This window comes from Candidatus Poribacteria bacterium, assembly GCA_016866785.1.
Classification (GTDB): Bacteria; Poribacteria; WGA-4E.
In genome coordinates this window covers 1-24,551 of record VGLH01000002.1, presented here as the reverse complement: position 1 = coordinate 24,551, position 24,551 = coordinate 1, and the positions used below count along the sequence as shown (strand labels likewise).

Genomic DNA, 24,551 nt, shown 5'->3' with positions numbered 1-24,551 from the left:
CTCGTCCGAGACCCGACGACACGGAGGAGACGACCATGAAGATCGGGATGCACAACTGGATGCGACCCGAGCCGCTCGAACAGACCGTCGAGCGGTTGGCGCGCTTCGGCTACGACGCCATCGAGATCAGCGGCGAACCGGAGCTGTACCCCATCGACGAGACGCGCAAGACCCTCGAAAAGCACGGGATCACGTGCCGAGGTTCCGTTTCGATCATGACGGAAGGACGGGGACTCACACTCGCTGACAAGTACCTCCGCGAGGGAACGATCCTCTACCTGCAGGACTGTATCCGCATGGTCGCCGGTCTGGGCGGTCAGATCATGACGACCGTGCCGGCGACGGTCGGAAAGACGGCTCCGGACGCCTCCATCGAGCAGGAATGGGAGTGGGCGGTCGATGGCATGAAGCGTGTCGCCGACGTCGCCCGCAAGCTCGGTGTCCAGATCGCCATCGAGCCGATCAACCGGTTCGAGACCTACTTCATCAACCGTGGCGAGCAGGCGGTCGCCCTCGCGGACGCCATCGGGGAGGACATCGGCATCTGCGTCGACGCCTTCCACATGAACATCGAGGAAGAGGATTCGCTGGCGACGATCCGCTCTCTGGGCAAGCGCCTCCTCGACTTTCACGTCGCCGACAGCAACCGGAAGCCTCCGGGTCTGGGGCACGTGAACTGGAGGGACATCGTGGACACGCTCAAGTCGGTCGGCTACGAAGGGCACCTCACGGTCGAGTTCGTCAACCCCGTCGAACGGACGATTCTCGCTGGGACACGCGCCGACGACTCGGCGGAGGGTCCCGCGTCGCAGCTCAAGTTCATCCAAGACCACGGTGGCGGCGTTCTGACCGACGAGGAATACTCGGCGGCGACGAAGGCGTCCGTGGACTACCTGCGGGCGCTGCTCTAGCCCAGGTGCTTGAGGAGGAACGCTTCGAGTCGGTCGGCGAAGGGCCCCGTGATCGCGTGCTCGTGCATCTCGCCGACGAACTCGCAGCGTTCCTCCGCCCCGTAGAGCTCGTACACCTGCCGCGAGAACGATTCGATCTGCTGGAACCCGCTGAGGGGCCACCAGTCGTCCGGCGTGTTCGCCTGAACGAGCAGGGGCCTCGGCGCGACGGCCGCGTGCAGGTGCTCCGTGTCGCACACCTCGATGAGCCCGAACGGATAGGGCGACACGTCTCCGAGCGCCCGGTAGCGGCTCATCTCGACTGCCCACGCCGTGAACGTGGTTCCCGACGCGACCGGAGCGACGGCGGCGAAGCGGTTGTCGAGCCCGCCTGCCATCCACGTCGTCATCCCGCCCTGGCACAGGCCTGTAATTGCTACCCGATCCGACCGCACGTCGTCGCGCATCCGCAGGTACTCGCCGACGCACATCGCCTCGGCGGCTCGGAGCGCGAGCTGACTGATGCCCAGCAGGTTCCCGATGCCCATGACGTGGGTCATCGCGCCGGGCATCGTGTTGTGGCTCGTCTCGCCGAAGGGCGCGTGATCGAGAATCGCCGTCACGAACCCGTGCCTCGCCATCCGTTCGCCGAACCGCATGAACTGCGGCTCCCACTTCGTCTGGGGCCATCCGGGGCACAGCACGATGCCAGGTCCGCCGTCTGCCTTCGGTTCTGCCGGCTTCACGACGAAGGCAGGGATCGCGTAGTCGGCGTCGGCGGGGATATCGACGCGCTCAAGCCGAGCATGAGAGGCGATCACCGTGTCGCTGCGAATGACAGCTTCCTCCGTCGGTTCGAGATACGGGACGCCGATACGGGAACGGAGCCGAGCGCGCATGTCGTCGCGCCAGCCCTCCCAGGACGCGACGTCCGCGAACTCACGCGGCAACTTCGCGGAGGCTTCAGCGACGCGACGCGCCAGCCAACCGATGGCATCGTTCGAGAGACGCGGAACCGACATGGGCGGACCCTCCCATCTGTGTTCGGCTAGGAGACGACGGGCGACGGCTGGATCAGGAGTTCCTGCAGCTCTGCGTTGGGCGGCAGCGATGCGATGCTGACGATCAGTTCTGCGAGCGACTTGCAGGTCATCGCGTTTGGGCTCGCGGTTCCGGGCCCCAAGATGTCGGTGGCGATGGGCCCCGGGCAGAATGTGGTGACGCGCACCCCGGATCCGCGCAGTTCGAGGCTCGCGGAGCGTCCCATGCCCAGCAGCGCGTGTTTGCTCGCGACGTAAGGAGCCATCCGTGGGATGCCCCGGATCGCCGCGTCGGACGCGATGTTGACGATTAGTCCGCCGCCCGACGCCACCATGCGACGCGCCGCCTCGCGCATGACGACGAACGCGCCCACGACGTTGACGGAAAATGTCTGGCACAGCTCCTCTGTTGCCGTATCGAGCAGCGGCTTGATGCGAGCAATGCCGGCGTTGTTGACGACGATATCGAGTCGATCCAACCGCTGCATCAGGTCGCAGACGGATTCCTCGTGACGGACGTCGAGGGTCACGAGCTCGAAGTCGCCGCCGATGGCTTCGAGCCGCGAGCGCGTCTCCTCGAGCGCTTCCGGGTCGCGACCGGTTCCGCAGACGCGTGCTCCGGCGGCGAGGAACGCTTCGGCAACCGCTCTGCCCAGACCACGGCTAGCACCCGTGACGACGACGTGCTGGCCCTTGACGGTCATGGGTTCACCTCACTGACGGGGATGTGCTTCCAGTTGTGCTCAGGAGTGTAGCCCAGATCACGGGTCGCGCTCTCCCACTCGTACCGGCTGTCGGCGCGTCCTGCCACGATGTGGTAGCAGCCCGACGTCAGGTCTGATACCAGCGCCAGCTCGACCGCCTGCGCAACATCTCGCGGATCGACATGCATGAACCAATAGCGCGGGTCTCCTGCGGGCTTGGCAGGCTCGCGGTTCAGCCCGTCTCCGGCGATGATGCCGGGTCTCAGGTGGATCACACGAAAGCCGTGTGCCTGTGCGCTCGCGTCCAAGACCTGCTCTGCGAGTCGCTTGGCGAGGCAGTAGAAAAGATCGCCGGGCGCGTAGACGCACGGATCGCCAACAGCGTACGGATGGTCGGAACGCGCCGGAGTGCCGGACGCGATGACACTCGATATGTGGACGATGCGTCTCACGCCCTGCTGAGCGCACGCTTCGGCGACGTTCCAGGTGCCCTTCACCATGACATCGGCGAAGAGCCCATGCGGCTTGCCGAAACGCTCGCGGACGAGCGCGACCGTGTGCACGACAGCATCCTGATCACGACAGGCGGCACGCACGTCATCGAACGACGTGATGTCCCCGCGACTGAACGGCAGGTCGGAGCGGTCGGCGGGCGGTTCCACACGATCCATCAGCGTGAGATCGCAGGATTGCCGCAGGCGCGATGCGATGGAGCCCGCAAGATAGCCGGAACCGCCCGTGATGAGCACGCGAGCCCTAGCCATCGGAGCCCTTCACATCGGCGAACACCCCCGAGTTGCGGGAGCGCACGGCTGCGTCGATGAGCGCGAGCGTCTGCAACGCATCGTCGAACGGGGAGCGCACAAGCGACGTATCGCCCGTCTCGATGGCACGCAGCCACGCCGCCGTCTTGTCCAGCCCGAGCGAGCTCTGCGCCGGAGCTGGTTCGTCAACGTCCTTGCCGTGCAGGTAGCCCTTGATCCGACCCTCGGTGATGTTGGCTTGGAGCCGCAGATGCGGACCCGTGACCTCCAGGTCGAAGGCGAATCGCTCGGTCCCGCAGTGGTTCATGTGCGTCCCGAAGACGCCGTTGTCGAGCTCGTAGGAGACCTGGATGGCGTTCTCCGAGTCGAACTCGGCACGGTCGTGCGCCATGTTCTTGACGGCGAAGGCGTGGGCGCGTATCGGCTTCGGGTCGCCAAGGACGTAACGCAGGGCGTCGAGTATGTGCCCCGCCTGCTCCGGCAGGGGCCCGCCGCTGTGCTCGATCTGCAGGAACCATGGGTTCATGCGGAAGCTGAGGTAGTAGTCGACGGTGCACACCGTCCGCGCCAGGTGGATGGTCTGACCGGCGAGCATTTCGCGCAGCCGTTCGTAGAGCGGATGGTAACGAAGCTGCAGCCCGACAGCCGCCAGCACGCCTGCGTCGCGGACCAGGCGCTGGCAGGCGAGCCCATCGCGCATCGTGAGCGCCGGTGGCTTCTCGATCATCAATGCGACGCCATGCTCGCAAGCCAGCCGGATCGGCTCGATACGTGACGCCGGCGGCGTCGCGACCACCAACCCGTCGGGCTCCCCCGTGAAGAGCTCATCGAGATGGGTCGTAGCCGCTTCCGCGCCGCACTCGTTGGCAAGCGCGCTGGCTGCTTCGGCGTTGACATCATGGACGGCGCCGACGCGGGCCCCGTAGGTTCCGATGGATCGCGCGTGAGCCCTTCCCATCGAGCCCGCGCCCGTGATGGCGATCCGCAGCATCACATGGCTCCTTCACCAACCCGAAGTACGACGTAGTCGCGTCTCGGTATGCGCACTGTCGTCTCGCCGTCCTGCCAGCTCGCGACTCGCTCGCCGCTGGTCGGATCGACGATGGGTCCATCCGTTGCTGTCGCGCTGGACAGAACCGCCGACACAGCCTGATCGTTGAAGTTGCACAGCACGAACAGGTCGCCGAATCGGTAGACGCCAACCTGAGAGCGAACCGACACGCTGACCGGCGCTTTGGGGAGAGCCGCAGTCCGGATCGCGTCGACGACTGCCTGCGGCAGATGGGGGAGCGACACGGGCTCGCCCGTCGTCACGCGTCCCGATCCCTCGGCGTACTGGAAGGTCGTCGTGTTCAGCACGTGCACCGTGCCCTGCCCATATGCACGCGATGTGAGCACCGGGAAGGAACCGTTGGCGCAGATCGCCGATGCGAGCGTGTTCGCTCCTGCCGGAACCGGACGCGCGCTGAACCGGACGTGCGCCTCGCCATCGGCTCGTGCGCCGCCGACGGCGAACCGGAACGTCCACGAGTCGCTCCGAGCGACGGGCGGGCTCGCAAGTCCCGCCGCTTCGAGGACATGCGTGTCGTGCGCCATCGCTTCGACGTAGCCCGGCGTCAGCAGGAGCGTTCCGCCGCTGCGAGCGAACGCGAGAGCCCGCTCGGAGAGATCCGCGTCGCCGGCTGCGTGGACGGCGAGGCAGACGGCATCTGCCTCGACCGGGAACTCGTGCGCCATCACGAGTGGCAACCCCAGCATGCCGAGATAGTCCGGCAGGTAGGTCTCGTCCCTGCCATCGGAGCCCGTCGGCTTGACGAACGTGACGCCTTGCGCCCGGCGCGATCCCAGTGCGTCGGCGAGCCGGGCGAGGCGAAGGGTCTCCCTCAACAGCGCTGCTGTGTTCTCGACGGCGGGGTCCCAGAGCGCAGGATCGTAGTGGAACCGGATGCACTCGCGGGCTCCAGCGAGGACGCTCTGCACTGCCTGCTCGACGTAGCGCTCCGGGTAGCAGTTGATGAAGTCGAACCACGCGCCGCCGATGCGTTCCCCGGACAGCGACGCGAGCCAAGAGTAGTTGGCGAAGGCTTGGTACGGATGCACATACTCGACCAGTGTATCGCGGATCTCGGTTCCGACCCAGACCTCGTCGAAGCGGCTCGGATGGCTCGTCACATCGTATCCGAAGGCGTGGAACCGGTCGTACCACTGCGGGTACTTGATGACGACGTGGATATCCGGATTGACGGCTCGCGCAGGACCCAAGATGCACTCAGCGGCGATATGACGCATGAGCGATGCGTAGTAATCGACCCACGTTGACGTGCCACGCGCATCCCGGCACTCGTCACACTGGCACTGAGTGCAGAGGAAGTCGTCGACGATGAGCTCATCGAACAGACGCGCTGTCCGCGTGACGATGTCCGCCAACTCTCGTTGAGTGGACCGATTCGTGTAGCACAGCCACCAGCGTCCGTGCGTCGACGCCTTGCCCGTGCCAGCAGTCGGCGTGATGCCTGCGGCGACGCCGATCCCAGCTTGTCGGATCGTGTCGCGCGCGGTGCTGAGCACTTGCTCGCCGGGGAAATGCCCGCCGCGAAGGCAGTCGAGGTACACCTTCGTGACGCCATTGGCGCGCCACAGCCGGATCGCCTCGTCCAGTCCCTCGGCGCTTGACAAGAGCCGCGTCACGTTCTCGGCGGGTACGTAGGCGCTGAACCGGAGGGGTCCGTCGGAACCACGAAGTCGAGGGGAATCCATCGTGTCCTTCCTCGAGCGCGTGTGTCAGAAGTGCAGGCGCAGCGCCCGCTCCAGTGCCACAAACGCCGTCGACGGGTTCGGCTTGCCATCCCAACTGTCCCAGTACGGTGAGAGCGGGGTCGTGTCGTCGTGCACTTTGTGGATCACGTCGCCTTCGGCGGTAGTTCCTTCGGGCTTCCAGTCGGGCCCGAGCGTCTCGCGCGCCTTGCGCAGCAGCTCCGTCGAGCGAGCCGCGTCCTTTGCTTTCCACGCGATGTAGGCTCGGAGGAAGTACGACCCCGTTGCTCGCGGATTGCTATGGGCAGCCCATTCGAGCCGCTGTCGGCTTGTCTCGAGGTCGCCGCGCATCAGGGCGATTTCCCCAAGCGTCAGCAGCGCGCCGGTCTCCTCCGGGTTGAGTGCGAGCGCCTTCTCAAGGATCGATTGGGACGTATCGAGGTCGCGCTGGGACTTCGCCATGATGGCAAGAAGAGTTCCGTGACGCGCGAAGCCTCGATGGCTGCTGGGATTGACGCGCGTCAACGCCTCGAACTGGTTCAGGGCTCCGGCGATGTCGCCGATCTCCGCCAGCGCGTTGCCCAGGTAGTACCGGGCGTCTTCGTGGTTAGGGTCGATTTCCAACGCCTGCCGGAAGGACCCGACGGCTCTTGCGAAGTCCTTGTCTCGCTTGATGGCGTCCATGCCAGCGCGGTGCAGCCGCCAGAACTCGACGACCTGCTCGCGGCTCAACGACGATTTGGCGGACGAGCCTGCCGCCGACTTGCCGACCTGTCGCGCCGTCGTGTCGCCAACGGTGAGCTCCCACGCGGTGTTCGTCGCCAGGTCGGTGTAGATCGTGGGCTTCTCGCCGGGATAGAGGAGCTCCAGTCGGTCGATCCGAGTCGCGTCGCCCAATCCCACGTGAATGACGCGCGAGCTCTGCGAGAGATAGGACGCGGGGGACAGCGAACGTCGGATGCGGACGCCGCCAACGGTCACGATGACGGTCGCGCCGGTTCCATCGCGTCCCGGGCCCGATCCGTCCTTTGTGCGGATCCGGAACTCCGCCCAGTTGCCGGATTGCATGTCGTTGCGGAACAGCCGAACGCCATCATCCGCCGTCGAGACGAGGATATCCATGTCCCCGTCGCGGTCGTAGTCGCACATCGACAGCCCGCGCGCAACTCTCGGCGTCGCGAGAATCGGGTCGAGGGGAGCCAAGTCGTAGAATCGCTCTCCGTGGTTGCCCCAGAACGCGAACATGGGCTGAGGGCGAAGGCGCTTCGGTGTCTCCTCCGTCTCGATGGTGCTACCGTTCGCAACGACCAGGTCGAGCCAACCGTCGGCGTCGAGGTCGACGAACTCGGCTCCCCAACCGACCGACTGCAGCGCCACCTGTCCCAAGCCCTGCGCATCCGCAATATCCATGAACCGCAACCCATCGCTGCCGGCTCCGGGCTGTCCCTTCATGTCGTTGGACAGGGAGTCGTACAGCGCGTTCTCCTGCGCCAGCCAGTGAGTGATGAAGAGGTCGTCGTCGCCGTCTCGGTTCCAGTCGGCTGCGGCGAGCCCCATCGCGCCGCGATAGTCGGCGACCCATGCTGCGTGACTGATGTCCTCGAACTTCCCTCGACGGTTCAGCCAAAGGACGTTGTCGGACACGTCGTTCGCCACGTAGAGGTCGAGCCATCCGTCGGCGTTGAAGTCATGCCAGATGGCAGACAGACTGCGTCCCTCCGGGTTCGAGACGCCTGCTTTCTCGGCGACCTCATCGAACCGCCCGTCGCCGCGATTGCGGAAGAGGAGATTCTGTTCCGGCTCGTATGAAGACGGGTTCAGCGTGTAGGGAACCGAAGAGCTGTACTGCGTGGACGTTCGCTGCGAGCCATCGCTGGGCTTGTACTGGACGTAGCCGCACACGTACAGGTCGAGGTCGCCGTCCTGGTCGTAGTCGGCGAACGAAGCCGTTGCCCAGAAGCCCTTGGGGGCTGAGAACCCTTTGTCGAGCGACAGCTTGCCTTGGCGGTTCCGGTAAAGCTGGAGAGCGTCGTAGCCTGTGACGAGTAGGTCGAGCCACCCGTCGCCGTCCACGTCGCCCCATGCGGCGCCCATGCCGTGGATACGCGGCTCCGCAAAGCCGACGACTCTCTGGAACGTGCCATCGCCCCGGTTCTCAAAGAGCGACGACGGCGCGAGTTGGGTTTCCGGGGCAGTCAGCGGACCGCCTGCGCTAACGAGGAAGAGGTCCTCGTCGCCGTCGTTGTCGAAGTCGCCCCAAGCCATCCCCGGACCCATATCTTCCGGGAGTTGAGACGTCCTCGCCCCAACGAACGTCTGGAAGTCGGCGATGCCGGCTTCCCGCGTGACGTCCACGAGCTTGGGAGAGGGGGCGTCCGCCGGGATGTCCTTTCGGAGAACGGACGTGATGTCTTTGTCCTCGCTGCCCGGTTCATACGCTTTCGGGCGCGACGCCCAGTACGCGCCGATGCCGATAGCGCCCCCAACCGCTGCGGTTACGGCGAGCCCGATGAGGGTCCACCGTAGCCGTCGGACTCGTCGTCCAGGCTTGCGCCGCGACGGATTCTCGCCAGTGCCTCCGGTCATGTGCCCCTCCGGACGCGGACCTCAGCCTCGGCGCGGTCGATTTCGACCGTCGGGGCACTCACGCCCGACTTCTCGCCGAGAAGGAAATTGAGCAGGAACTGGTCCACCTTGCGGTACTGGAGCTTCGCCGACACGCGGTAGACACCCTCGGTCGCCGGGGCGTCCACATCCATCGACTTGGCGGCGGAGTCCCCTGTAGGCTGCTTGAACTTGGTGTTCGGCGCCAATGCGACGCCCGATGGGCAGGTCACACTGTATTCGACAGCGTCCGAGTGACCCGGGAACAGCGCGCGACGGTAGCGGACGCCGACCATCTCCCACAGGTTGTGGCGGTCGATCAGGTTCCCGTATTGGTCCACCGGTTCCGCCTTGAAGAGGAACGACCCAGGCTCAATGAAGTTCTTGTCGTCTCGCGTCCCGCTGGTGAAGATGACGTTCCCATCCGGGTCGGTCACTTGGATTTCGAGCCAGCTCTGGATGATGTCCAGCGGGCCCGTCGGGTAGTCATGTCCCACCTTGTTTGAGGTGAACACTACGCGGATCGGCATTTTCTCGCCAGGGGCGACGGACTCAGGCACTTCGAGCGCCATCTTGACGATGGGGCCCTCAGTCCACTTGTCGGCGATCTCTGGTACCGGGAAGCTGCCTTTCAGCCACTCCTCGGTCAACTGCACCTGCTTCTCCCACCCCGGCAACTCGAGCAGCTTTGGCATCATCTGGTTCGACGCGATGAAACGATGGCTCCGATGCTTGCCGTCGTTCGCTTTGCGGTTGTAGTCGCCCGTGTCGCCAGCCGCCGGATCGCTGGAATCCACGAGCGGCATGTGGCACTCACGACACTCGATGGACTTCTTGGGATCGCGCTTCTGATCCTCCGTCTCGGCATTCCAGTGGCTCGCCTTCCAGTTGTCGTACTGGTTCTGGAGCTGCACCCATCCGACGCGGTTCACCTCCTGGTCGATGAACTGCTTGTGGCACGCGGCGCAGTACTCAGGAGCCTTGTAGAGCCGCTTGCTGAGCGTGTTGTGCTGCGCTGGGTAGGTGCGGATCAGGAAGTCGCGCATGACTCGCGATAGCCCGGACGTGCTCCATTGCCAGAGGTACTCCGAGGGCTGGGCAATGAGGTAGTTCGCGTTACCCTGCACGTCCGTCTCGCGGATCGCGTGGCACGCGAGGCACGACACGCCCTCCTGATAGCCCTGAAGCCCTGTGAGGTCCTCCACGAAGATGTTCTTCGTGCCGGAGAACAGCGAGATGGGGTCGTGGCATCCACCGCAGTATCGGGTCGATTCCGGTCCGTTCTGCTGCGCCATGACGTTCTGGATGCCCTGGAACAGGACATCCTTCGCCGCGTATCGATGGGCGCTGGGGGTCCACTCCTCCAGAATCTCTTCGTGGCATCCAGACGTGCCGCAGGACTCCGAGCCGCTCAGGGAACGAGCGTCGTAGGCTCCACCGGTCGTCGTGCGGGCTAGACTCGGCGCGAACGCTCGATCCTCACCGTAGAGGAAGCTGTAGTCCGATGGGAACTCGTTGACGTACTCGGTGCCCGAGTAGACGACTCCGAGCACGCCCATCGCGACCATGCCGACGACGGTCGCGACAACCGTGGTCAGGACGAAGCCCCGCGACGCGCGGCTCTCAGGTCGCGACCACACGCGGGAGAGAATGAATGCCACGTGCAGCAATCCGGGAATCAGGACGACGAATGTGGACACCAAGTGGATCGTACGCCACAACGACGAGGTCTTGATGCCGAACAGCCCCTGCCAGGTGACGACGATGCCGGAGAGCGTGCACACGATCAGACCTGCCAGGCCGACGTATCCCAGCAGCACGACGTACGTGAGCGAGTAGGATTTGTAGTCGTCCCAGTGCCACGCATAGTAGGCTGCCATGGGGATCAGCAGAGCGATGCCGAGGATCGTGTGCGCTACGACACCCCACTGGACTACCGGATGAAAAGGACCGAAGGTGATGGCGAGGCCCGTGATCGCCTCGAAGAGCAACACGAACATGCTGATCCGCGCAAGCCAGGATGCCCAACCGACTCTGACGCTCGATCTCGGCTGTGCCATTGTAGGTCTCCCGGGCGCACTCCGTGTCGCCCGTAATGAGGTTACGTCGCAGATGCAAGCACAAGGATAAACCCCCAACGCCACCTCATCCTCGCCATGGCGGGCATATTACATGCCTATGACATCGCCAGCAACATGGTCAAGCCCACGGCTGGAGGATCACCTTGCCGGTGTCGTGAGACGCACAGAGCTCCATCGCGCGCTGGATGTCACGCATCGGCAGTACGTGGGTCACCAGCAAGTCCAGCAGGTCAGATTCCTGGATCACCTGCATGATCTTCGGGAAGAGGTTCAGGTTGTAGTGCCAAGACCCCATGATGGTGAGCCCCTTGCGGATCATGTCCGGGCTGACGCGGATCGCCAGGTCCGCTCCCGATTCGCCGACGTAAGCGACCTTGCCCTTACGACGCGTGGCGTCAATACCCAGGCGCTCCGCTTGGATGTTCCCAGAGCAATCCAGCGACGCATCGACGCCCTTGCCGCCCGTCAGTTCCCGAAGTTGACGAGGGATGTCCTCCTCGTTCGGATCGAACACGCGCTCTGCGCCCATGGCGAGAGCTCGATCCGCGCGGAACCGTACGGAGTCCACGGCGAAGACCCGAGCGCCTCGAAACCTGGCGTTGACGACCGCGCCCAGCCCGACCGGTCCCAGCCCGGTGATGAGAACCGTGCTGAACCGACCGACGCCCATCGTCTCGAAGGCTCCCATCGAGGGACCCAGCGCGCAGCACGCGAGCCCGGCGCGCTCGTACGAGACGCCATCCGGGACCTTCGGAAGGAGCCAGGACGGCTTGAGCAGGTACTGCGCCATCGTGGCATTTCCCTCCGGCGTGCCGTGGAACTCGCGGAAGTTGATCGGTCGCTCGCAGTGGATGTAGTCGCCCGCGACGCAAAGCTCGCACGTGCCGCAAGGCGTTTGCGGCATGACGACGACGCGGTCGCCGACGCGGACCTTGCCCGGTTGCGCGACTTCGACCACCTCGCCGGCGGCTTCGTGACCCATGAAATCGGATGTGCCGCCTCCGAGCCATCCCTTGTACTCGGTGCACATGGGCGCCGCGTGGACCTTCACGACGACCCAGTCGTCCTTCGCCTTCGGATCAGGAACGTCGACCAAGCCTGCCTGTCGTTCGCCGAGTATGACCGCTTTCTGCATGTGGAACCCTATCGTTGGCGTAAGAGATCTCTTGCCGCGCGTCCGGTGGCGGGACGCTGGCGGCTGCTCTTGACGGTGGAGGTCGGTGGGGTTCTAATAGCGCATGATCCCCGGTCGATCAAGGTGCGATGCGCCCGGCGAAGGCGTTGCCATGAACGAGCCGATTGTCGCCTGCCGCGTCCTCGTGAGCGGACGTGTGCAGAACGTCGGGTTCCGGGCGTTCGTGCTCGAGCTCGCAGAGCGCCTCGGGGTCGTCGGCTATGTGCGGAACCTGCCTGACGGGCGCGTCGAGGCGTTCGTCGAGGGCAGACCCGAGGCGGTCGAGGAACTGGTGACGCGGATGCGCCGAGGATCCACGGGCGCGCGAGTGGAGACGGCGTCGGTGGAACCCAGAGAGCCGTCGGGGACCTACGCCGACTTTCGCATACGACACTGGTAGGCGCTGTTGTCGGGAGGATGCTCCATGCGAGCGGGAACCGGGCGGCGGACGATCACGCCGCCTATCGGCGTCTGGATGGCGGGCTACGCGTCGCGGACGCGACCCGCAGAAGACGTCGCAGACGACCTGATCGTCAAGGCGCTGGCGATCGAGGATCGCTCTGGGAAGCGCACCATTGTCATCACAGCGGACATCATCGAATGGCACCCCAGCATCAACGACGCGGTTCGCGCGGCTCTGCGAGGGTCCTATCCCGACCTGTCGCGCGAAGATGTGCTGTTCACGGCGAGCCACACGCATTCCGGTCCCATTGTCGACCCGACTCGGACGACGACGGCTCCTGATCGGTTCCCGGCGGAGTACGTCGCGCAGCTTGTGGCGAAGACCGTCGAAGCCGCGACGGATGCGCTCGAATCGATGCGCCCGGCGTCCGCGACACTCCATCGAGGCTCGACGACGCTGGGCATCCATCGCCGCAAGATGGTCAACGGGCAGATCCAGATGCTGCCGAACCCCGACGTGTCGATCTACCGAGAGCTCGCCGCGCTGCGCGTCGAGCGCAGCGGGGCTCCGCCAGTAGTCCTGTTCTCCATCGCCTGCCATCCGACGACGCTGAGCTGGTATCAGTTCTCCGGTGACTATCCAGGCTTCGCCCAGCGAGGGCTCGAGGCGAACCTTGGCGATGGATCTCAGGCGATGTTCTGCCAGGGAGCCTGCGGAGACGTTCGCGTGAACGTCGTCACCGAGGACCGCTCGCGGTTCCAAGCGGGCACGTACGAGCAGGCGCGAACGTTCGGCGAGACCTTACGCGACGAGGTTCTCACTGCCCTGGAGTCTCCTGGCGAGCCCGTCGAGCTTTCCCTGGACACGCGGATGTCGAGGATCGATCTTCCGCTGCAGGGCTCGAAGAGCCTGGAAGAGCTCCGCGCAATCGCCGACAAGGGCGATCCCTATCTCCGGGCATGGGCGGAGCCGCAGATCGCTGCCATCGAGGCTGGCGGCGCTCCCCCATCCTCTGCTGAGCTCCACGCGCACTGGCTGCGGCTTTCCGACAACGCACAGATCATCGCTCTGGGCGGCGAGGTGTGCGGCGGCATCGCGGAAGCCGTGCGCGGGCTGTTTCCTGGGCATCGCACCCTGGTTCTCGCATACGCCGAGGACGTCCTCGCGTACATCCCGACGCGCCAGATCATTGAAGAGGGTGGTTACGAGGGCGATTCCTCCCAGCTCTACTACCTCCTGCCCGCGCCGTTCTCGCTGGACATGCCCGACCGACTGCTCGACGGCGTTCGAGCGCTCGTGTCCGTCGCAAGGAGCCCACGATGAAGGGTGTTGTGCTGCTTGGGGACCGGCGCGCCGCCGTGCGCGACTTCGCCGACCCGGATCCCGGGCACGGCGAAGTGCGTGTGGCGATGCGGGAGACCGGCATCTGCGGGAGCGATCTGCACGTCTACCGGCGCTCCGCCCAGGAGCTCTCCGGTTCGGCGCATCGGATCCCGGGTCACGAACCGAGCGGCGTCGTGGACGCAGTCGGTCCGGGAGTGGAGCGTGTGCAGATCGGCGACCGGGTTTGCGTCAACCACTACCGTAGCTGCGGCTACTGCCGCCAATGCGCCGCCGGCAAGTTCCAATGGTGCCGCAGCGCGCGGGGGTACGGCGGTCCCGTCGATGGCTCCCATGCCGACTACATCCTGGCGGACGAGCGCAACTGCGTGTCGTTGCCGCATTCGGTCAGCTTCGCCGACGGCGCGTTCGTCGCCTGCGCTGGGGGAACCGCGTACGCGGCGCTCCGCAAGCTGGATGTATCGGTCGGCGACAGCCTCGTCGTCTTCGGGCTGGGGCCCGTGGGTCTCAGTGGCGTGCTGGTGGGCAAGGCGATGGGAGCCCGAGTCGTCGGCGTCGATGTGATCGCGGAACGCGTCGAGCTCGCGCGTCGGATCGGCGCGGACACGGCTCTTCAAGCAGACGGTGCTGATCTCGTGTCGCGCATCGCAGAGGCATGCGGGCCCGAGGGTCCCGGACACGCCTTCGAAGCGTCTGGAAGCTCGGAAGGGCGACGCAACGCAGTCGCCTGTCTGCGTCGCGGAGGCAAAGCCGTGTTCTGCGGCGTGGGAAGTGTCGAAGCCACACTGAACCCGACCGAGATCATCAGCCGGGAACTGGTGCTGATGGGGTCGTTCGTCCTGTCGCTGCCGTTGTCGTACGAGCTCGTGTCGTTCCTTGAGCAGCGCCGTGTCAGCTTCGAGTCGCTGGTAACGCATCGGTTCCCGATCACGGACGGCGCCGAGGCATATCGCGTTGCCGACGAGTCGAAGACGGGAAAGGTGCTGCTGGTGAGCTCGTAGGAGCCTTGCCACGGTTTCCGCCCATGTCGAACGCGCCTTGTCATCGAGTGGCAACATGGGCTGGATTGGCGCTCAACCGGCGGCTACACTTGCCACCAATACCGACCCGATGGCAAAGGAGTCGCCGATGTCAGACACGTTCGACGTGATCGATGGTGGAGTCGCAGCCGCCGTTGGCTTCGAGGCAGGATCCGGGGAAGGCGGAATCCGCTATCGCGACCGCCACGACGTCGGCATGATCCGCTGCGACCGTCGTGCGTCGGCGGCTGGCGTGTTCACGAGGAACCTCTTCTCGGCGGCTCCCATCCACGTGTGTCGCGAGCACCTGGCTCAGACCCACGGGTTCGCGCGAGCCGTCGTCGTCAACGCGGGCAACGCGAACGCCTGCACCGGCGATCCCGGACTTGCCGCCGCTCGCGAGATGGCAGCCGAAACCGCGCGTCTGCTTGGGATCGACGCGCGAGAGGTGCTCGTGGCGTCCACCGGCGTCATCGGCGAGCCGTTGCCGATGGGAGCGGTGCGGAAAGGAATCACGGCAGCCGCCGGGGCTCTGGGTCGCGGCGGCGGCGACCAGTTCGCTCGGTCCATCATGACGACGGACACCACGCCAAAGGTCTACGCTATCGAGACGAGCGTCGGCGGGAGCCCGTTGCGCATCGGCGGATGCTGCAAGGGAGCGGGGATGATCGCGCCCAATATGGCGACGATGCTCTGCTTCCTGACCACGGACGCCGACATCGATCCGGCGCTTCTCCAGATCCTGCTGCGGCAATCCGTTGCGCGCTCGTTCAACCGCGTCAGCGTCGACGGCGACCAGAGCACGAACGACACCGTGCTGATCCTCGCATCTGGAGCCGGGCCTCGAGTCGAATCGCACACGTCCTCCGAGCGCCAGTTCGCGGATGCGCTGACGTCGGTGTGCCAGGAGTTGGCGATCCGCATCGCCCATGGCGGCGAAGGGGCGACGAAGCTCATCGAGGTGACCGTCGTCGGAGGACGCGACGATGGGGACGCCGAACGCGCCGCGCGCGCCGTAGCCGAATCGAACCTCGTCAAGACGGCGGTCTACGGCAACGACGCCAACTGGGGCAGGATACTGTGCGCCATCGGCTACTCCGGCGCGGCGTTCGACCCGTACGCCACAGACCTCTGGATCGAGGATCTGCAGCTCGTCCGAGGCGGCATGCGAACCGACTACCAGGAAGCCGATGCGACGGCTCTGTTCAGCCGCGACCCGCTTCACATTCGGGCTGACCTGCACGCCGGTTCGGGCGAGGCGACGTTCTGGACGTGCGACCTCACCGAGGGCTACATCCAAGAGAACGCGTCCTACCGCTCCTAGGGAGGCTGGGCATGCGCATCTCAGAGATACGGGCGACGCCCATCGCGTTCTCCGATCCGCCGCTGCGCAACTCGACCGGCATTCACGAGCCGTACGCGCTGAGGACCATCCTCCAGGTCTTCACGGACGACGGCTACGTCGGGCTGGGCGAGTCCCACGGCGGCGCGGAAGCCATCACGCGTCTGACGCCGGAGCTCCTGGGCAAGGACCCGTTCCAGCTCGAGGAGGTTCGGCAGATCGCGGGCGGCGTCTTCGCTCCCTTGGAGACCGCGTGTCTCGACATCATGGGCAAGGTCGCGGATAGACCACTGGTCGATCTGATCGGCGGGCGAGTGAGGGACGATGTGCCTTTCAGCGCCTATCTCTTCTACAAGTTCGCCAACGACGTACATCCCGACGTGGAGTTTGCCGATCTGTCGCCGGGAGAGGTCCTCACACCGGATGCCATGCTCGGACAGGCGCGGGAGTTCGTCGATCGCTTCGGGTTCCGGGAGCTGAAGCTCAAAGGGGGCGTGTTGTCACCTGAAGACGAGATCGAGTCGCTCCGGCTGATGCGCGACCATCTGGGCGATGGCATCGGGCTTCGGATCGATCCGAACGCGATCTGGTCGGTTCCGGCGTCGGTCCGCGCATGCCGTGAGATGGAGCGGCTCGACCTCCCGATGGAGTACGTCGAAGACCCGACGCGCGGGCAGGACGGCATGGCGGAGGTGCAACGAGAGACGCGCTTCCGCCTCGCGACGAACATGTGCGTGACGCGCTTCGAGCACATCGGAACCGGTTTCGCGTCGGGTTGCGTGCAGGTGGTGCTCGTCGATCACCACGCCTGGGGCGGCATCGTCGCGTGCAAGCAGCTCGCGCGGGTCTGCGAAGGGCTCGGATGGGGCGTCAGCATGCACAGCAACAGCCATCTCGGTATTTCGATGGCTGCCATGGTGCATCTCGGCGCCAGCATTCCGAATCTCGACTACGCCTGCGACACACACTACCCGTGGGCGAAGGACGACGTGATCCGCGAGCGATTCCGCTTCGAGGACGGATGTCTCCGCGTACCCGACGGGCCCGGGCTCGGCGTCACGCTGGACGAAGACGCGCTTGCCGAACTCGCCGAAACGCGCATCCGCTGGGGGCGAGATCGCCGCGACGACGTGACCGAGATGCGCCGCTTCGACCCATCGTGGGAGCCGATCAGTCCACGCTGGTGAGAAGTCGTCAGATCAGGTGGAACGCCGTCTGCCGACCGTCGAGGAACCGCACTCCCTTCCTGGTGATCGCCGCATCCTGCTCCAGCATGACGCGCACTTCCTGACTACCCCATTCCGGTATGGGAACTGTAACGCTCAGTTCGACGGTGTAGACCGTGTCGTAGTGCATCACGACGTCCCCGCGTCCCGGGCAACATACCTGTTCCCACGGCAGCCCCATCAACGGACCGGGTTCATGGAGGTAGTGCCCGAGGGAGTGCGAGTAGATGCGCGGGTTCGGAATCCCTGCGGCTCTCGCTGCTGCCAGCGCCCGGGCGAGAATCTCGTTGCCGGTCAGACCCGCCTGCCAGGTTCCCGTGAAGACGTTCTGCAGCCGGTTCGCCTGCGCCATCCCGTCGCGGAAGCCCTGCGGCGCCTGCGTTTCGCCAGGCTGAAGGACGTACGCCAGCTCCTGATGGTCGGTCGTGAGGCGCAAGTACTCGACCCCGACATCGCAATGGAGCACGTCGCCTGCGCGGATCGCCTTGTCGTCCGGTCCCCAGCGTTCTTGCATCGCGTTGCTGCGAATCCGCAGGAAGAACGGGGGGAAGGAGACGGGCAGACCCATCTCAGCCCCCCTCTGCCAGTAGTGCCAGCGAAGGTCCTCGATGGTGGTGACTCCCGGCGTGATGGCGCGGCGTGAGAAGCACTCGCGGATCAGGCTGTGGGCGATGGCGCACGCCTGCGTGTAGAGCTCGAGTTCCTCCGGCAGTCGCGTCTCCAGCCACCGAATCGACATCGGTTCCGCCGATTCCGTCCGCGAGGCGAGTTCCGGTCCGAGCGCGTCGAGGAGGCGGTTCTTGAGCGTGGCGGTGAGTCCGTCGGCAGCCCAGATCGTATCCGACTCGTTGATCCCGATGCGTCGCGGGTTCCGTTCGCGTACGATGCGAGCGAGGACATCCCACGCGTCGGTCTCCGGTTCCCATGCGGACGCCATCAACCCCATCGTGTCCGTGCGCGAGATGTTGATGCGGTCGATGCCCTCGCCGCCCGCGTCGTGGAACACGACGATCTGCAGGATCGGAGCCCAGCATTGCCAGGGAACCATCGTGCGCCAGACCGGATCGTGGTTGTCTTCGTTGCACACGAGGATCCACATGTCGAAGCCGGTCTCGCGCATGACCGACGGGAGCAGACGCTCGAAGCGTCGCGCCAGCACCTCGTTGACGACGCGCGCCCTCTCGTGCAGCGGAAGCACGGTCGCATCGCCGCAAACCGGGAAAGCCATGCCAGGTCTCCTCGCCGTCGATTGCGTTCCAGGATCGGCGGTACACGCCAGCGTCGCCGCATGCCGCCGACTTCCCAGAGCTGTCGAAGTGCGGTAATGTCAACTCGCGTCTTGACGCTTCGGTGTGAGTTGACGTGCGTTCCTCGCAGGGAGTCATCGATCAACATGCCACGTATCACGCGTCGGCTCAACCGCGCTGTAGCCGTCTGGCAGGCGACAGTCCTTTGGGCGACGTGCTTGGGAGTCGTTGCGCAGACAGGTCCCGTTCGCTTCGCCGATGCGACGACATCCCTGGGCGTTCGTTTCGAGCATAACAACGGGGCGTTCGGGGCGAAGTACCTGCCGGAGACCATGGGCAGCGGAGTCGCCGTGTTCGATGCCGATGGCGACGACGACCTCGACCTGCTGTTCGTTAACGGGATGGACTGGTCGGGTCACCCCACGCGCAAGTCGAACCTACCCGCGTTCTACATCCAGACAGACGGGCGATTCGCCGACCGAACGCAGCAGTCCGGGCTCGCCATGCCCATGTACGGCATGGGGGTGTCAACCGCCGACTACGACAACGACGGCGACGCGGATGTCTACATTGCTTGCGTGGGCGAGGATCACCTGTTCCGGAACGAGGGGGGTGGCAAGTTCCGCGACGTTACGCGCAGCGCGGGTATCCGCAACCCCGCCTTCTCGACGAGCGCCGCCTGGCTCGACTACGACGGTGACCAGTACCTCGATCTCTACGTCTGCAACTACGTCGAATGGACGCCCGAGACCGATATCTACTGCACACTCGATGGTGTCACCAAGTCCTACTGCACGCCGGAGTCCTACAAGGGGGTTCAGGACCGACTTTACAGAAACAACGGGAACGGGACGTTCACGGATGTTTCGACGAAGGCGCGAGTCGTTGCGCCGAACAGCAAGAGCCTGGGCGTCGTCGCGTTCGACCACAACGGCGATGGCTGGGACGACATCTTCGTTGCGAACGACACGCAGCCGAACCTCTTGTTCGAGAACAACGGGGACGGGACTTACGACGAAATTGCGATGGTCGCTGGCGTAGCATTCGATGACGGCGGCGTCGCCCGCGCTGGCATGGGAGTCGATGTCGGCGACTTCGACCGGTCGGGCAGGTTCAGCCTCGTGATCGGCAACTTCTCGAACCAGATGCTGAGCCTCTACCGGAACGAGGGGAACGGGCTGTTCATCGACTCCGCTCCCCAGACGGGGCTGGGCAAGGCGAGCCTGCTGACGCTGACCTTCGGCGCGATGTTCCTCGACGCCAACAGCGACGGCTGGCTGGACCTGTTCACGGCGAACGGTCACGTCGAGGACGGGATCAACAAGGTCCAACGGAACGTGTTCTACCAGCAGGTTCCGCATCTCTTCCTCAGTCAGGGCGGAACCGCGTTCCGCGACGTTGCCAAGGAATCCGGCATGGCGACGGCGTTCGTCGGACGCGGAGCGGCGTACGGCGACTTGGACGGCGACGGCGACTTGGATATCGTCGTGACCGCCTCGGGCGGCAAGGCGCGCGTCTATCGAAACGACACGACCAAGCCGAACGCGCTTCGGATCCGAGTCGTCGGCGACGGCACGAAGTCGAATCGATCGGGTGTTGGGTCTGTGGTCACCGTGACGTCCGGAGGGCGGGCGCAGATGCAGGTCGTCCGCGCGGGCTCGAGCTATTGCTCGACAAGTGAGCTGGTACTGACGTTCGGTTTGGGTGCGCAGACGCGTGCCAGTCAGGTGCAGATACGCTTTCCTTCTGGACGTACGCAGACGCTCAACAACGTGTCGGCGGGGCAGACCATCGAAGTGACCGAAGGCAGGGGAATGACAGGATCGACCCCATTCCGCAGAGGCTCTGGCGGCTAGCAGTCGCGAGGACGACCGCGTAGGTGGAGGCAAGCTCGATGTCGATGAATGGTGTCCCGGTCGCCGCCGCGTCTCAAGCCGCCCCGCCGCCCCAGTGGGCGCTCATGGAACGCCTGCTGATCGACACCATGAACCGCGCTGCGGTCGTCTATGTCCGGCGGTACACGAGGCCCGACGGAACGCTCGTGTGGCGCGACGAGTGGCCCGGCATGGACGGTTCCGACGACGCCTACGAGAGCTTCACGAGCTTTCCTCTCTTCTACGCGCTCGGAGGTTCCGACGCGATCCACGATCTCGCCCGGCGGGAGTGGAACGCCGTGACCTGGCAGTTCACCGGCTACGGGCAAATCCACAACGAGTTCGACGCCTACTACGACTGGATGCACCACGGAGAGAGCTCGACCTACTTCTACTACTTCGGCTTGGCGGACCCGACCGTCCATCAAGACCGCGCCCGTGCCCTGCGATTCGCCGGGATGTACATCGGCGAGGACGACAGCGCACCGAACTGGGACGCGCAGCGACGGATGATCCGGTCGCCGATCAACGGGAGCCGTGGTCCTCGGTTCGAGATGACCGGTGTCGATTGGGAGACTCATCGACCGGTGCTGGCGCATTACCCGACACCGTACGAGGACGTGCCCGGCATCGACGCCAGCGATCCAATGGTCATCGCCGACTGGAACGACGGCGAGACGTTCGACCGTATCCTCAAGCTGATGAACCAGCGGATGGTTCCCGGCGATGTTCCGCTCAACCTGAACGCGACCAGTCTGGTGACGAACGCCTATCTCTACACGGGCGAAGAGAAGTACCGAACGTGGGTGCTCGACTACCTCGACGCCTGGGAGGAGCGAACGCGGCGCAACGGCGGGGTCATGCCGGATAACGTCGGTCCGAACAACATCATTGGCGAGCAGATGGGCGGTAAGTGGTGGGGAGGCTACTACGGCTGGCGATGGCCCCACGGCGCGTTCATCATCCTCGAATCGACGCTGATCGCCGGGTCCAACGCACTTCTGCTGACCGGAGACGACCGGCATCTTGATCTGCATCGCTCACAGCTCGACTACCTGTGGGAGCTAGGCGAGCGACGAGACGGCGCGTTCCAGGTACCGCATCGGCGTGGAGATGCCGGCTGGTTCACGTATCGTCCGCCGGACCCCCGGTACTACATCCACCTGGACTACCTGACCCAGAGCGCCGCCGACCGAGACCGGCTCCACCATCTCGAAGGTCGGGAGCGCTGGCACGAGCAGAGCCGATTCGGCAAGGGCGGTCAGTACAGCCCGCAGGCGTGGCACGCCTACCTGAACGGAAGCAACCCCGACCTACCCGAACAGATGTTGTCAGCGACGTACCTCGAAGTGTGCCGCCGGATGGAGCGCATGCGGCACGACGATGGCGACCCGTCCCAATGGGACGTTCACCACTGGCAAGACATCAACCCGGTCGCGTGCGAAGCCCTGGTTCAGCTCACGATGGGATCTCCGGGAGTCATCTACCACGGAGGACTGCTTCACGCGAGTCTGCGCTACTTCGATCCGGCGCTTCGGCGTCCCGGTCTGCCTGACGGCGTGGCGGCGCTCGTCTCCCGGATCGATAGCGATGGCGTCGTCGTCGAGCTGGCGAACACCGACGCAGTGCGAAGCCGCGACGTGCTCGTTCAGGCGGGAGCGTTCGGCGAACACGCGTTCACCACGGCGCGCATCGTTGATGGCGGAGGCGAAACGCCGGTCGACGGCAAGCATTTCGTGGCGCGGCTGGCGCCGGGCGCGACGATACGCCTCGAGCTGGGCATGCGGCGCTACACGCACACGCCCTCCTATGCGTTCCCGTGGCATTGATCCGCGTCGAGACAACCTAGCGCCGCTTGTCTGCCTTCCCCTCTACTGGACGCTTCGCCGGGCGGGGGGTTCCCTTTGACTTCTTGCCCTTGGGTTTGGGCTGCGACTGGGCTGCGGCTGGAGGCTTCTTCGGTTCTGCGCGTTGCTCGCGGGCGCGATCCTGCTGCTCTGCGCGCCATCGCTCCCATTCGGCGTAGGAGCGCTGCCAGAATTGCGCCGTACCGTCGCCAAAGACCAGCAGCTTGGTCGCCAGTCGCGATAGCAGGTACCGGTCGTGGGAAACGATGACGAGCGTGCCCGGATACACCTCTAGCGCCTGTTCCAGCGCCTCGCGGGACGGGATGTCGAGATGATTCGTCGGTTCGTCCAAGAGCAGCAGATTGGCGCGCGTTAACAACAGGCGGCATAGGGAAACGCGGCTACGCTCGCCGCCGCTGAGCGTCGAGATGCGTTTTAGCACGTCGTCGCCGAAGAACAGGAACCGCGCCAGCAGCGAACGAACGTCGCCCTCCGTCGAGCTGGCGGGCATGGCAGCCCACACTTCCTGGAGCACGCTGCGATCCTCCCGCAGTCCATCGTGCTCCTGACCGAGATAGCCGACTTCGACACCTCCACCGACTCGAACGATCCCGCCAACCGGCTCCTCTTCACCCAGAATGAGGCGGAAGAGCGACGTCTTGCCTGCGCCGTTCGGTCCCATGATGCCCAACACGTCCGTGCGTCGGACGTGGAAGGACACGCCTGAGAAGACGGGACCCGATCCGTAGTCGATCGCCGCGTCGTCCGCGATCAGCACGTCGTCGCCACCGCGCGTCTGCGCCTTGAGGTCCACGCGGATGCGCGGCTTGTCGGCGTCTGGGCGTTCGACGCGCTCGAGGCGTTTGAGAATCTTCCGGCGTCCTTGAGCCTGCTTGGTGTTCTGACCCGCGATGTTGCGGCGGATGTACTCCTCGGTTCGTGCGATGTACTCCTGCTGTAGCTCGTACTGCCGCTGTTGGGCGAGGGCGTCGCGTTCGCGCGTGTTTGCATACTGGCTGTAGTTGCCACGGTACTCGGTGATGCGGCGGTCGCGCAGTTCTACGGTCTTCTTGGTCACCTTGTCCAGGAAGTACCGGTCATGGCTCACGACGACGTATCCGCCTTTGTACTCGGTGCCGAGGAACGACTCGAACCACTCGACGGCGTTGACGTCGAGATGGTTGGTCGGTTCGTCGAGCAACAGGAGCTCCGGGTCCTCGAGCAGCAGCCGAGCGAGCGATGCGCGCGCCTTTTCGCCGCCGCTCATCACACCGATCTGCTTGCCGAACTCATCGGGGTCGAACCCAAGTCCGCCAAGGATGGAGTCGATCCGGTGCTCGTACGCATATCCGCCCTGGAGCTCGTGCGTGTGCTGGAGGCGGTCGTATCGCGCAAGCAGCTCCTCGAGCTCGGCATCCGTGTCCGCAGCCCCCATCCGCTCCGACACATCGTGCATGGATTCCTCGAGCCTCCGCTGTTCCGCGAAGACGTCGAGCATGGCGTCGCGCAGAGGTCGGTCCTCCGGCAGCGACGAGTCCTGGCTGAGGTATCCGAGCCGCAGTCCCTTGGCGCGATAGACGGCTCCTTGCGTCGGTTCCTGAAGACCCGCCATGATCTCCAGGCATGTCGTCTTGCCGGTGCCGTTGGCTCCGACCAGACCCACACGATCTCCTCGCGCCACCTGCCACGAGATGTCGTCGAGGACGATCTGCGGGTCGAAGGTTTTCGTCACGCGTTCAAGGCGGATCAGCGACAATCCGAGTCTCCAGTCAGTCCATCGCGGGCTGGCGAACTCGCCGACGAGTGCTTGGGGCTCCGTCTGGACATGAGAATCCGAATATAGTGTCAGAAGCTGGGTTACAGACAACCTGCGTGATCGCGACGGACCAGCCCGATGGAGGATGGTATCCGCCGAGCGTATAGGCGGCAAGCCATCTCGCGCTCATTCGCATTGACACCCGAGACACACGACCTCTATAATCAGACCAGGCGGCAACACTCACGACGACCCCGCGTCCAAATCGGTGAGGCGCAGGACGATCCGCTGAGCCCGAGTCAGCATATCACGCCGTCTGCTATGACCAAGCTAGGAGTCACCATGCCGTACACGCTTCTGCCTCTGCCCTACGACTACAACGCCCTAGAGCCGTACATCGACGAACAGACGATGCGGATCCACCACGATCTGCACCATCAGGCGTACGTCAACGGTCTGAACGCCGCCCTCGAAGGCTTGGCTAA

Annotated in this window: 19 protein-coding genes; 9 read left to right on the top strand and 10 right to left on the bottom strand. The window is 65.0% G+C overall.

What is annotated here, in order from left to right; translation table 11 throughout:
- Positions 1-35: 35 nt before the first annotated feature.
- Positions 36-911 (top strand): sugar phosphate isomerase/epimerase, encoded by an 876-nt coding sequence (locus FJZ36_00515; protein ID MBM3213390.1) that lies wholly within the window; start codon positions 36-38, stop codon positions 909-911.
- On the opposite strand, the gene FJZ36_00510 is transcribed toward FJZ36_00515, so the two are convergent.
- The 8 genes from FJZ36_00510 to FJZ36_00475 form a co-directional block, all read right to left on the bottom strand.
- The gene (locus FJZ36_00510; GenBank protein MBM3213389.1) at positions 908-1,912 is read right to left on the bottom strand and encodes a hypothetical protein; all 1,005 of its coding nucleotides are present in this window, start codon (positions 1,910-1,912) and stop codon (positions 908-910) included. The genes FJZ36_00515 and FJZ36_00510 overlap by 4 nt on opposite strands.
- A 26-nt stretch (positions 1,913-1,938) precedes the next feature.
- Positions 1,939-2,634, bottom strand: a complete 696-nt coding sequence (locus tag FJZ36_00505) for an SDR family oxidoreductase (GenBank protein ID MBM3213388.1) — start codon at positions 2,632-2,634, stop codon at positions 1,939-1,941.
- A complete protein-coding gene (locus FJZ36_00500; GenBank protein ID MBM3213387.1) occupies positions 2,631-3,398 on the bottom strand; it encodes an NAD(P)-dependent oxidoreductase in 768 nt (255 codons plus the stop codon). The genes FJZ36_00505 and FJZ36_00500 overlap by 4 nt, the downstream gene beginning before the upstream one ends.
- Entirely contained in the window at positions 3,391-4,389 is a 999-nt protein-coding gene (locus FJZ36_00495; GenBank protein ID MBM3213386.1) for a Gfo/Idh/MocA family oxidoreductase, read from the bottom strand. The genes FJZ36_00500 and FJZ36_00495 overlap by 8 nt, the downstream gene beginning before the upstream one ends.
- Positions 4,389-6,155, bottom strand: coding sequence for a hypothetical protein (locus FJZ36_00490; protein MBM3213385.1), 1,767 nt, complete (start codon positions 6,153-6,155; stop codon positions 4,389-4,391). Before FJZ36_00490 ends, FJZ36_00495 begins: the two co-directional genes overlap by 1 nt.
- A gap of 24 nt (positions 6,156-6,179) precedes the next feature.
- Entirely contained in the window at positions 6,180-8,738 is a 2,559-nt protein-coding gene (locus tag FJZ36_00485; GenBank protein MBM3213384.1) for a tetratricopeptide repeat protein, read from the bottom strand.
- Positions 8,735-10,816 (bottom strand): hypothetical protein, encoded by a 2,082-nt coding sequence (locus FJZ36_00480; protein MBM3213383.1) that lies wholly within the window; start codon positions 10,814-10,816, stop codon positions 8,735-8,737. Before FJZ36_00480 ends, FJZ36_00485 begins: the two co-directional genes overlap by 4 nt.
- A gap of 139 nt (positions 10,817-10,955) precedes the next feature.
- Positions 10,956-11,972, bottom strand: coding sequence for a zinc-binding dehydrogenase (locus FJZ36_00475; protein MBM3213382.1), 1,017 nt, complete (start codon positions 11,970-11,972; stop codon positions 10,956-10,958).
- A gap of 151 nt (positions 11,973-12,123) precedes the next feature.
- Here FJZ36_00475 and FJZ36_00470 point away from each other — a divergent pair, with 151 nt between their 5' ends.
- From FJZ36_00470 to FJZ36_00450, 5 genes are all read left to right on the top strand, one after another.
- Positions 12,124-12,411, top strand: a complete 288-nt coding sequence (locus tag FJZ36_00470; protein MBM3213381.1) for an acylphosphatase — start codon at positions 12,124-12,126, stop codon at positions 12,409-12,411.
- A gap of 24 nt (positions 12,412-12,435) precedes the next feature.
- Positions 12,436-13,737: a hypothetical protein gene (locus FJZ36_00465; protein MBM3213380.1), complete on the top strand. Its 1,302-nt coding sequence runs from the start codon at positions 12,436-12,438 to the stop codon at positions 13,735-13,737.
- A complete protein-coding gene (locus FJZ36_00460; protein ID MBM3213379.1) occupies positions 13,734-14,756 on the top strand; it encodes a zinc-binding dehydrogenase in 1,023 nt (340 codons plus the stop codon). Before FJZ36_00465 ends, FJZ36_00460 begins: the two co-directional genes overlap by 4 nt.
- 127 nt (positions 14,757-14,883) lie before the next feature.
- Complete coding sequence (gene argJ, locus FJZ36_00455) at positions 14,884-16,098, top strand: bifunctional glutamate N-acetyltransferase/amino-acid acetyltransferase ArgJ (GenBank protein MBM3213378.1); 1,215 nt, start codon at positions 14,884-14,886, stop codon at positions 16,096-16,098.
- 11 nt (positions 16,099-16,109) lie between these two features.
- Positions 16,110-17,303, top strand: coding sequence for a glucarate dehydratase (locus FJZ36_00450; GenBank protein ID MBM3213377.1), 1,194 nt, complete (start codon positions 16,110-16,112; stop codon positions 17,301-17,303).
- 7 nt (positions 17,304-17,310) lie between these two features.
- Here the strand turns inward: FJZ36_00450 and FJZ36_00445 are convergent, their stop codons facing one another.
- Positions 17,311-18,570: an aminopeptidase P family protein gene (locus FJZ36_00445; GenBank protein MBM3213376.1), complete on the bottom strand. Its 1,260-nt coding sequence runs from the start codon at positions 18,568-18,570 to the stop codon at positions 17,311-17,313.
- 60 nt (positions 18,571-18,630) lie between these two features.
- Here FJZ36_00445 and FJZ36_00440 point away from each other — a divergent pair, with 60 nt between their 5' ends.
- Both FJZ36_00440 and FJZ36_00435 read left to right on the top strand, forming a co-directional pair.
- On the top strand, positions 18,631-20,445 hold the full coding sequence (locus FJZ36_00440) for a CRTAC1 family protein (GenBank protein ID MBM3213375.1): 1,815 nt from the start codon (positions 18,631-18,633) through the stop codon (positions 20,443-20,445).
- A 38-nt stretch (positions 20,446-20,483) separates the two neighbouring features.
- Positions 20,484-22,292, top strand: coding sequence for a hypothetical protein (locus FJZ36_00435; protein ID MBM3213374.1), 1,809 nt, complete (start codon positions 20,484-20,486; stop codon positions 22,290-22,292).
- A 16-nt stretch (positions 22,293-22,308) separates the two neighbouring features.
- Here the strand turns inward: FJZ36_00435 and FJZ36_00430 are convergent, their stop codons facing one another.
- Positions 22,309-24,240: an ABC-F family ATP-binding cassette domain-containing protein gene (locus tag FJZ36_00430; GenBank protein ID MBM3213373.1), complete on the bottom strand. Its 1,932-nt coding sequence runs from the start codon at positions 24,238-24,240 to the stop codon at positions 22,309-22,311.
- 168 nt (positions 24,241-24,408) lie between these two features.
- Here FJZ36_00430 and FJZ36_00425 point away from each other — a divergent pair.
- Positions 24,409-24,551, top strand: a 143-nt coding sequence (locus tag FJZ36_00425; GenBank protein MBM3213372.1) for a superoxide dismutase, incomplete at its 3' end; no start/stop codon positions are given.

Excerpts from the sequence above, each read along its gene's own strand:
- FJZ36_00435 (MBM3213374.1), top strand. The coding sequence starts at position 20,484 with ATGTCGATGAATGGTGTCCCGGTCGCCGCCGCGTCTCAAGCCGCCCCG.
- FJZ36_00505 (MBM3213388.1), bottom strand. The coding sequence starts at position 2,634 with ATGACCGTCAAGGGCCAGCACGTCGTCGTCACGGGTGCTAGCCGTGGT.
- FJZ36_00490 (MBM3213385.1), bottom strand. The coding sequence starts at position 6,155 with ATGGATTCCCCTCGACTTCGTGGTTCCGACGGACCCCTCCGGTTCAGC.
- argJ (MBM3213378.1), top strand. The coding sequence starts at position 14,884 with ATGTCAGACACGTTCGACGTGATCGATGGTGGAGTCGCAGCCGCCGTT.
- FJZ36_00450 (MBM3213377.1), top strand. The coding sequence starts at position 16,110 with ATGCGCATCTCAGAGATACGGGCGACGCCCATCGCGTTCTCCGATCCG.
- FJZ36_00460 (MBM3213379.1), top strand. The coding sequence starts at position 13,734 with ATGAAGGGTGTTGTGCTGCTTGGGGACCGGCGCGCCGCCGTGCGCGAC.
- FJZ36_00485 (MBM3213384.1), bottom strand. The coding sequence starts at position 8,738 with ATGACCGGAGGCACTGGCGAGAATCCGTCGCGGCGCAAGCCTGGACGA.
- FJZ36_00445 (MBM3213376.1), bottom strand. The coding sequence starts at position 18,570 with ATGGCTTTCCCGGTTTGCGGCGATGCGACCGTGCTTCCGCTGCACGAG.
- FJZ36_00470 (MBM3213381.1), top strand. The coding sequence starts at position 12,124 with ATGAACGAGCCGATTGTCGCCTGCCGCGTCCTCGTGAGCGGACGTGTG.
- FJZ36_00515 (MBM3213390.1), top strand. The coding sequence starts at position 36 with ATGAAGATCGGGATGCACAACTGGATGCGACCCGAGCCGCTCGAACAG.
- FJZ36_00440 (MBM3213375.1), top strand. The coding sequence starts at position 18,631 with ATGCCGCCGACTTCCCAGAGCTGTCGAAGTGCGGTAATGTCAACTCGC.
- FJZ36_00495 (MBM3213386.1), bottom strand. The coding sequence starts at position 4,389 with ATGCTGCGGATCGCCATCACGGGCGCGGGCTCGATGGGAAGGGCTCAC.
- FJZ36_00475 (MBM3213382.1), bottom strand. The coding sequence starts at position 11,972 with ATGCAGAAAGCGGTCATACTCGGCGAACGACAGGCAGGCTTGGTCGAC.
- FJZ36_00480 (MBM3213383.1), bottom strand. The coding sequence starts at position 10,816 with ATGGCACAGCCGAGATCGAGCGTCAGAGTCGGTTGGGCATCCTGGCTT.
- FJZ36_00510 (MBM3213389.1), bottom strand. The coding sequence starts at position 1,912 with ATGTCGGTTCCGCGTCTCTCGAACGATGCCATCGGTTGGCTGGCGCGT.
- FJZ36_00500 (MBM3213387.1), bottom strand. The coding sequence starts at position 3,398 with ATGGCTAGGGCTCGCGTGCTCATCACGGGCGGTTCCGGCTATCTTGCG.
- FJZ36_00465 (MBM3213380.1), top strand. The coding sequence starts at position 12,436 with ATGCGAGCGGGAACCGGGCGGCGGACGATCACGCCGCCTATCGGCGTC.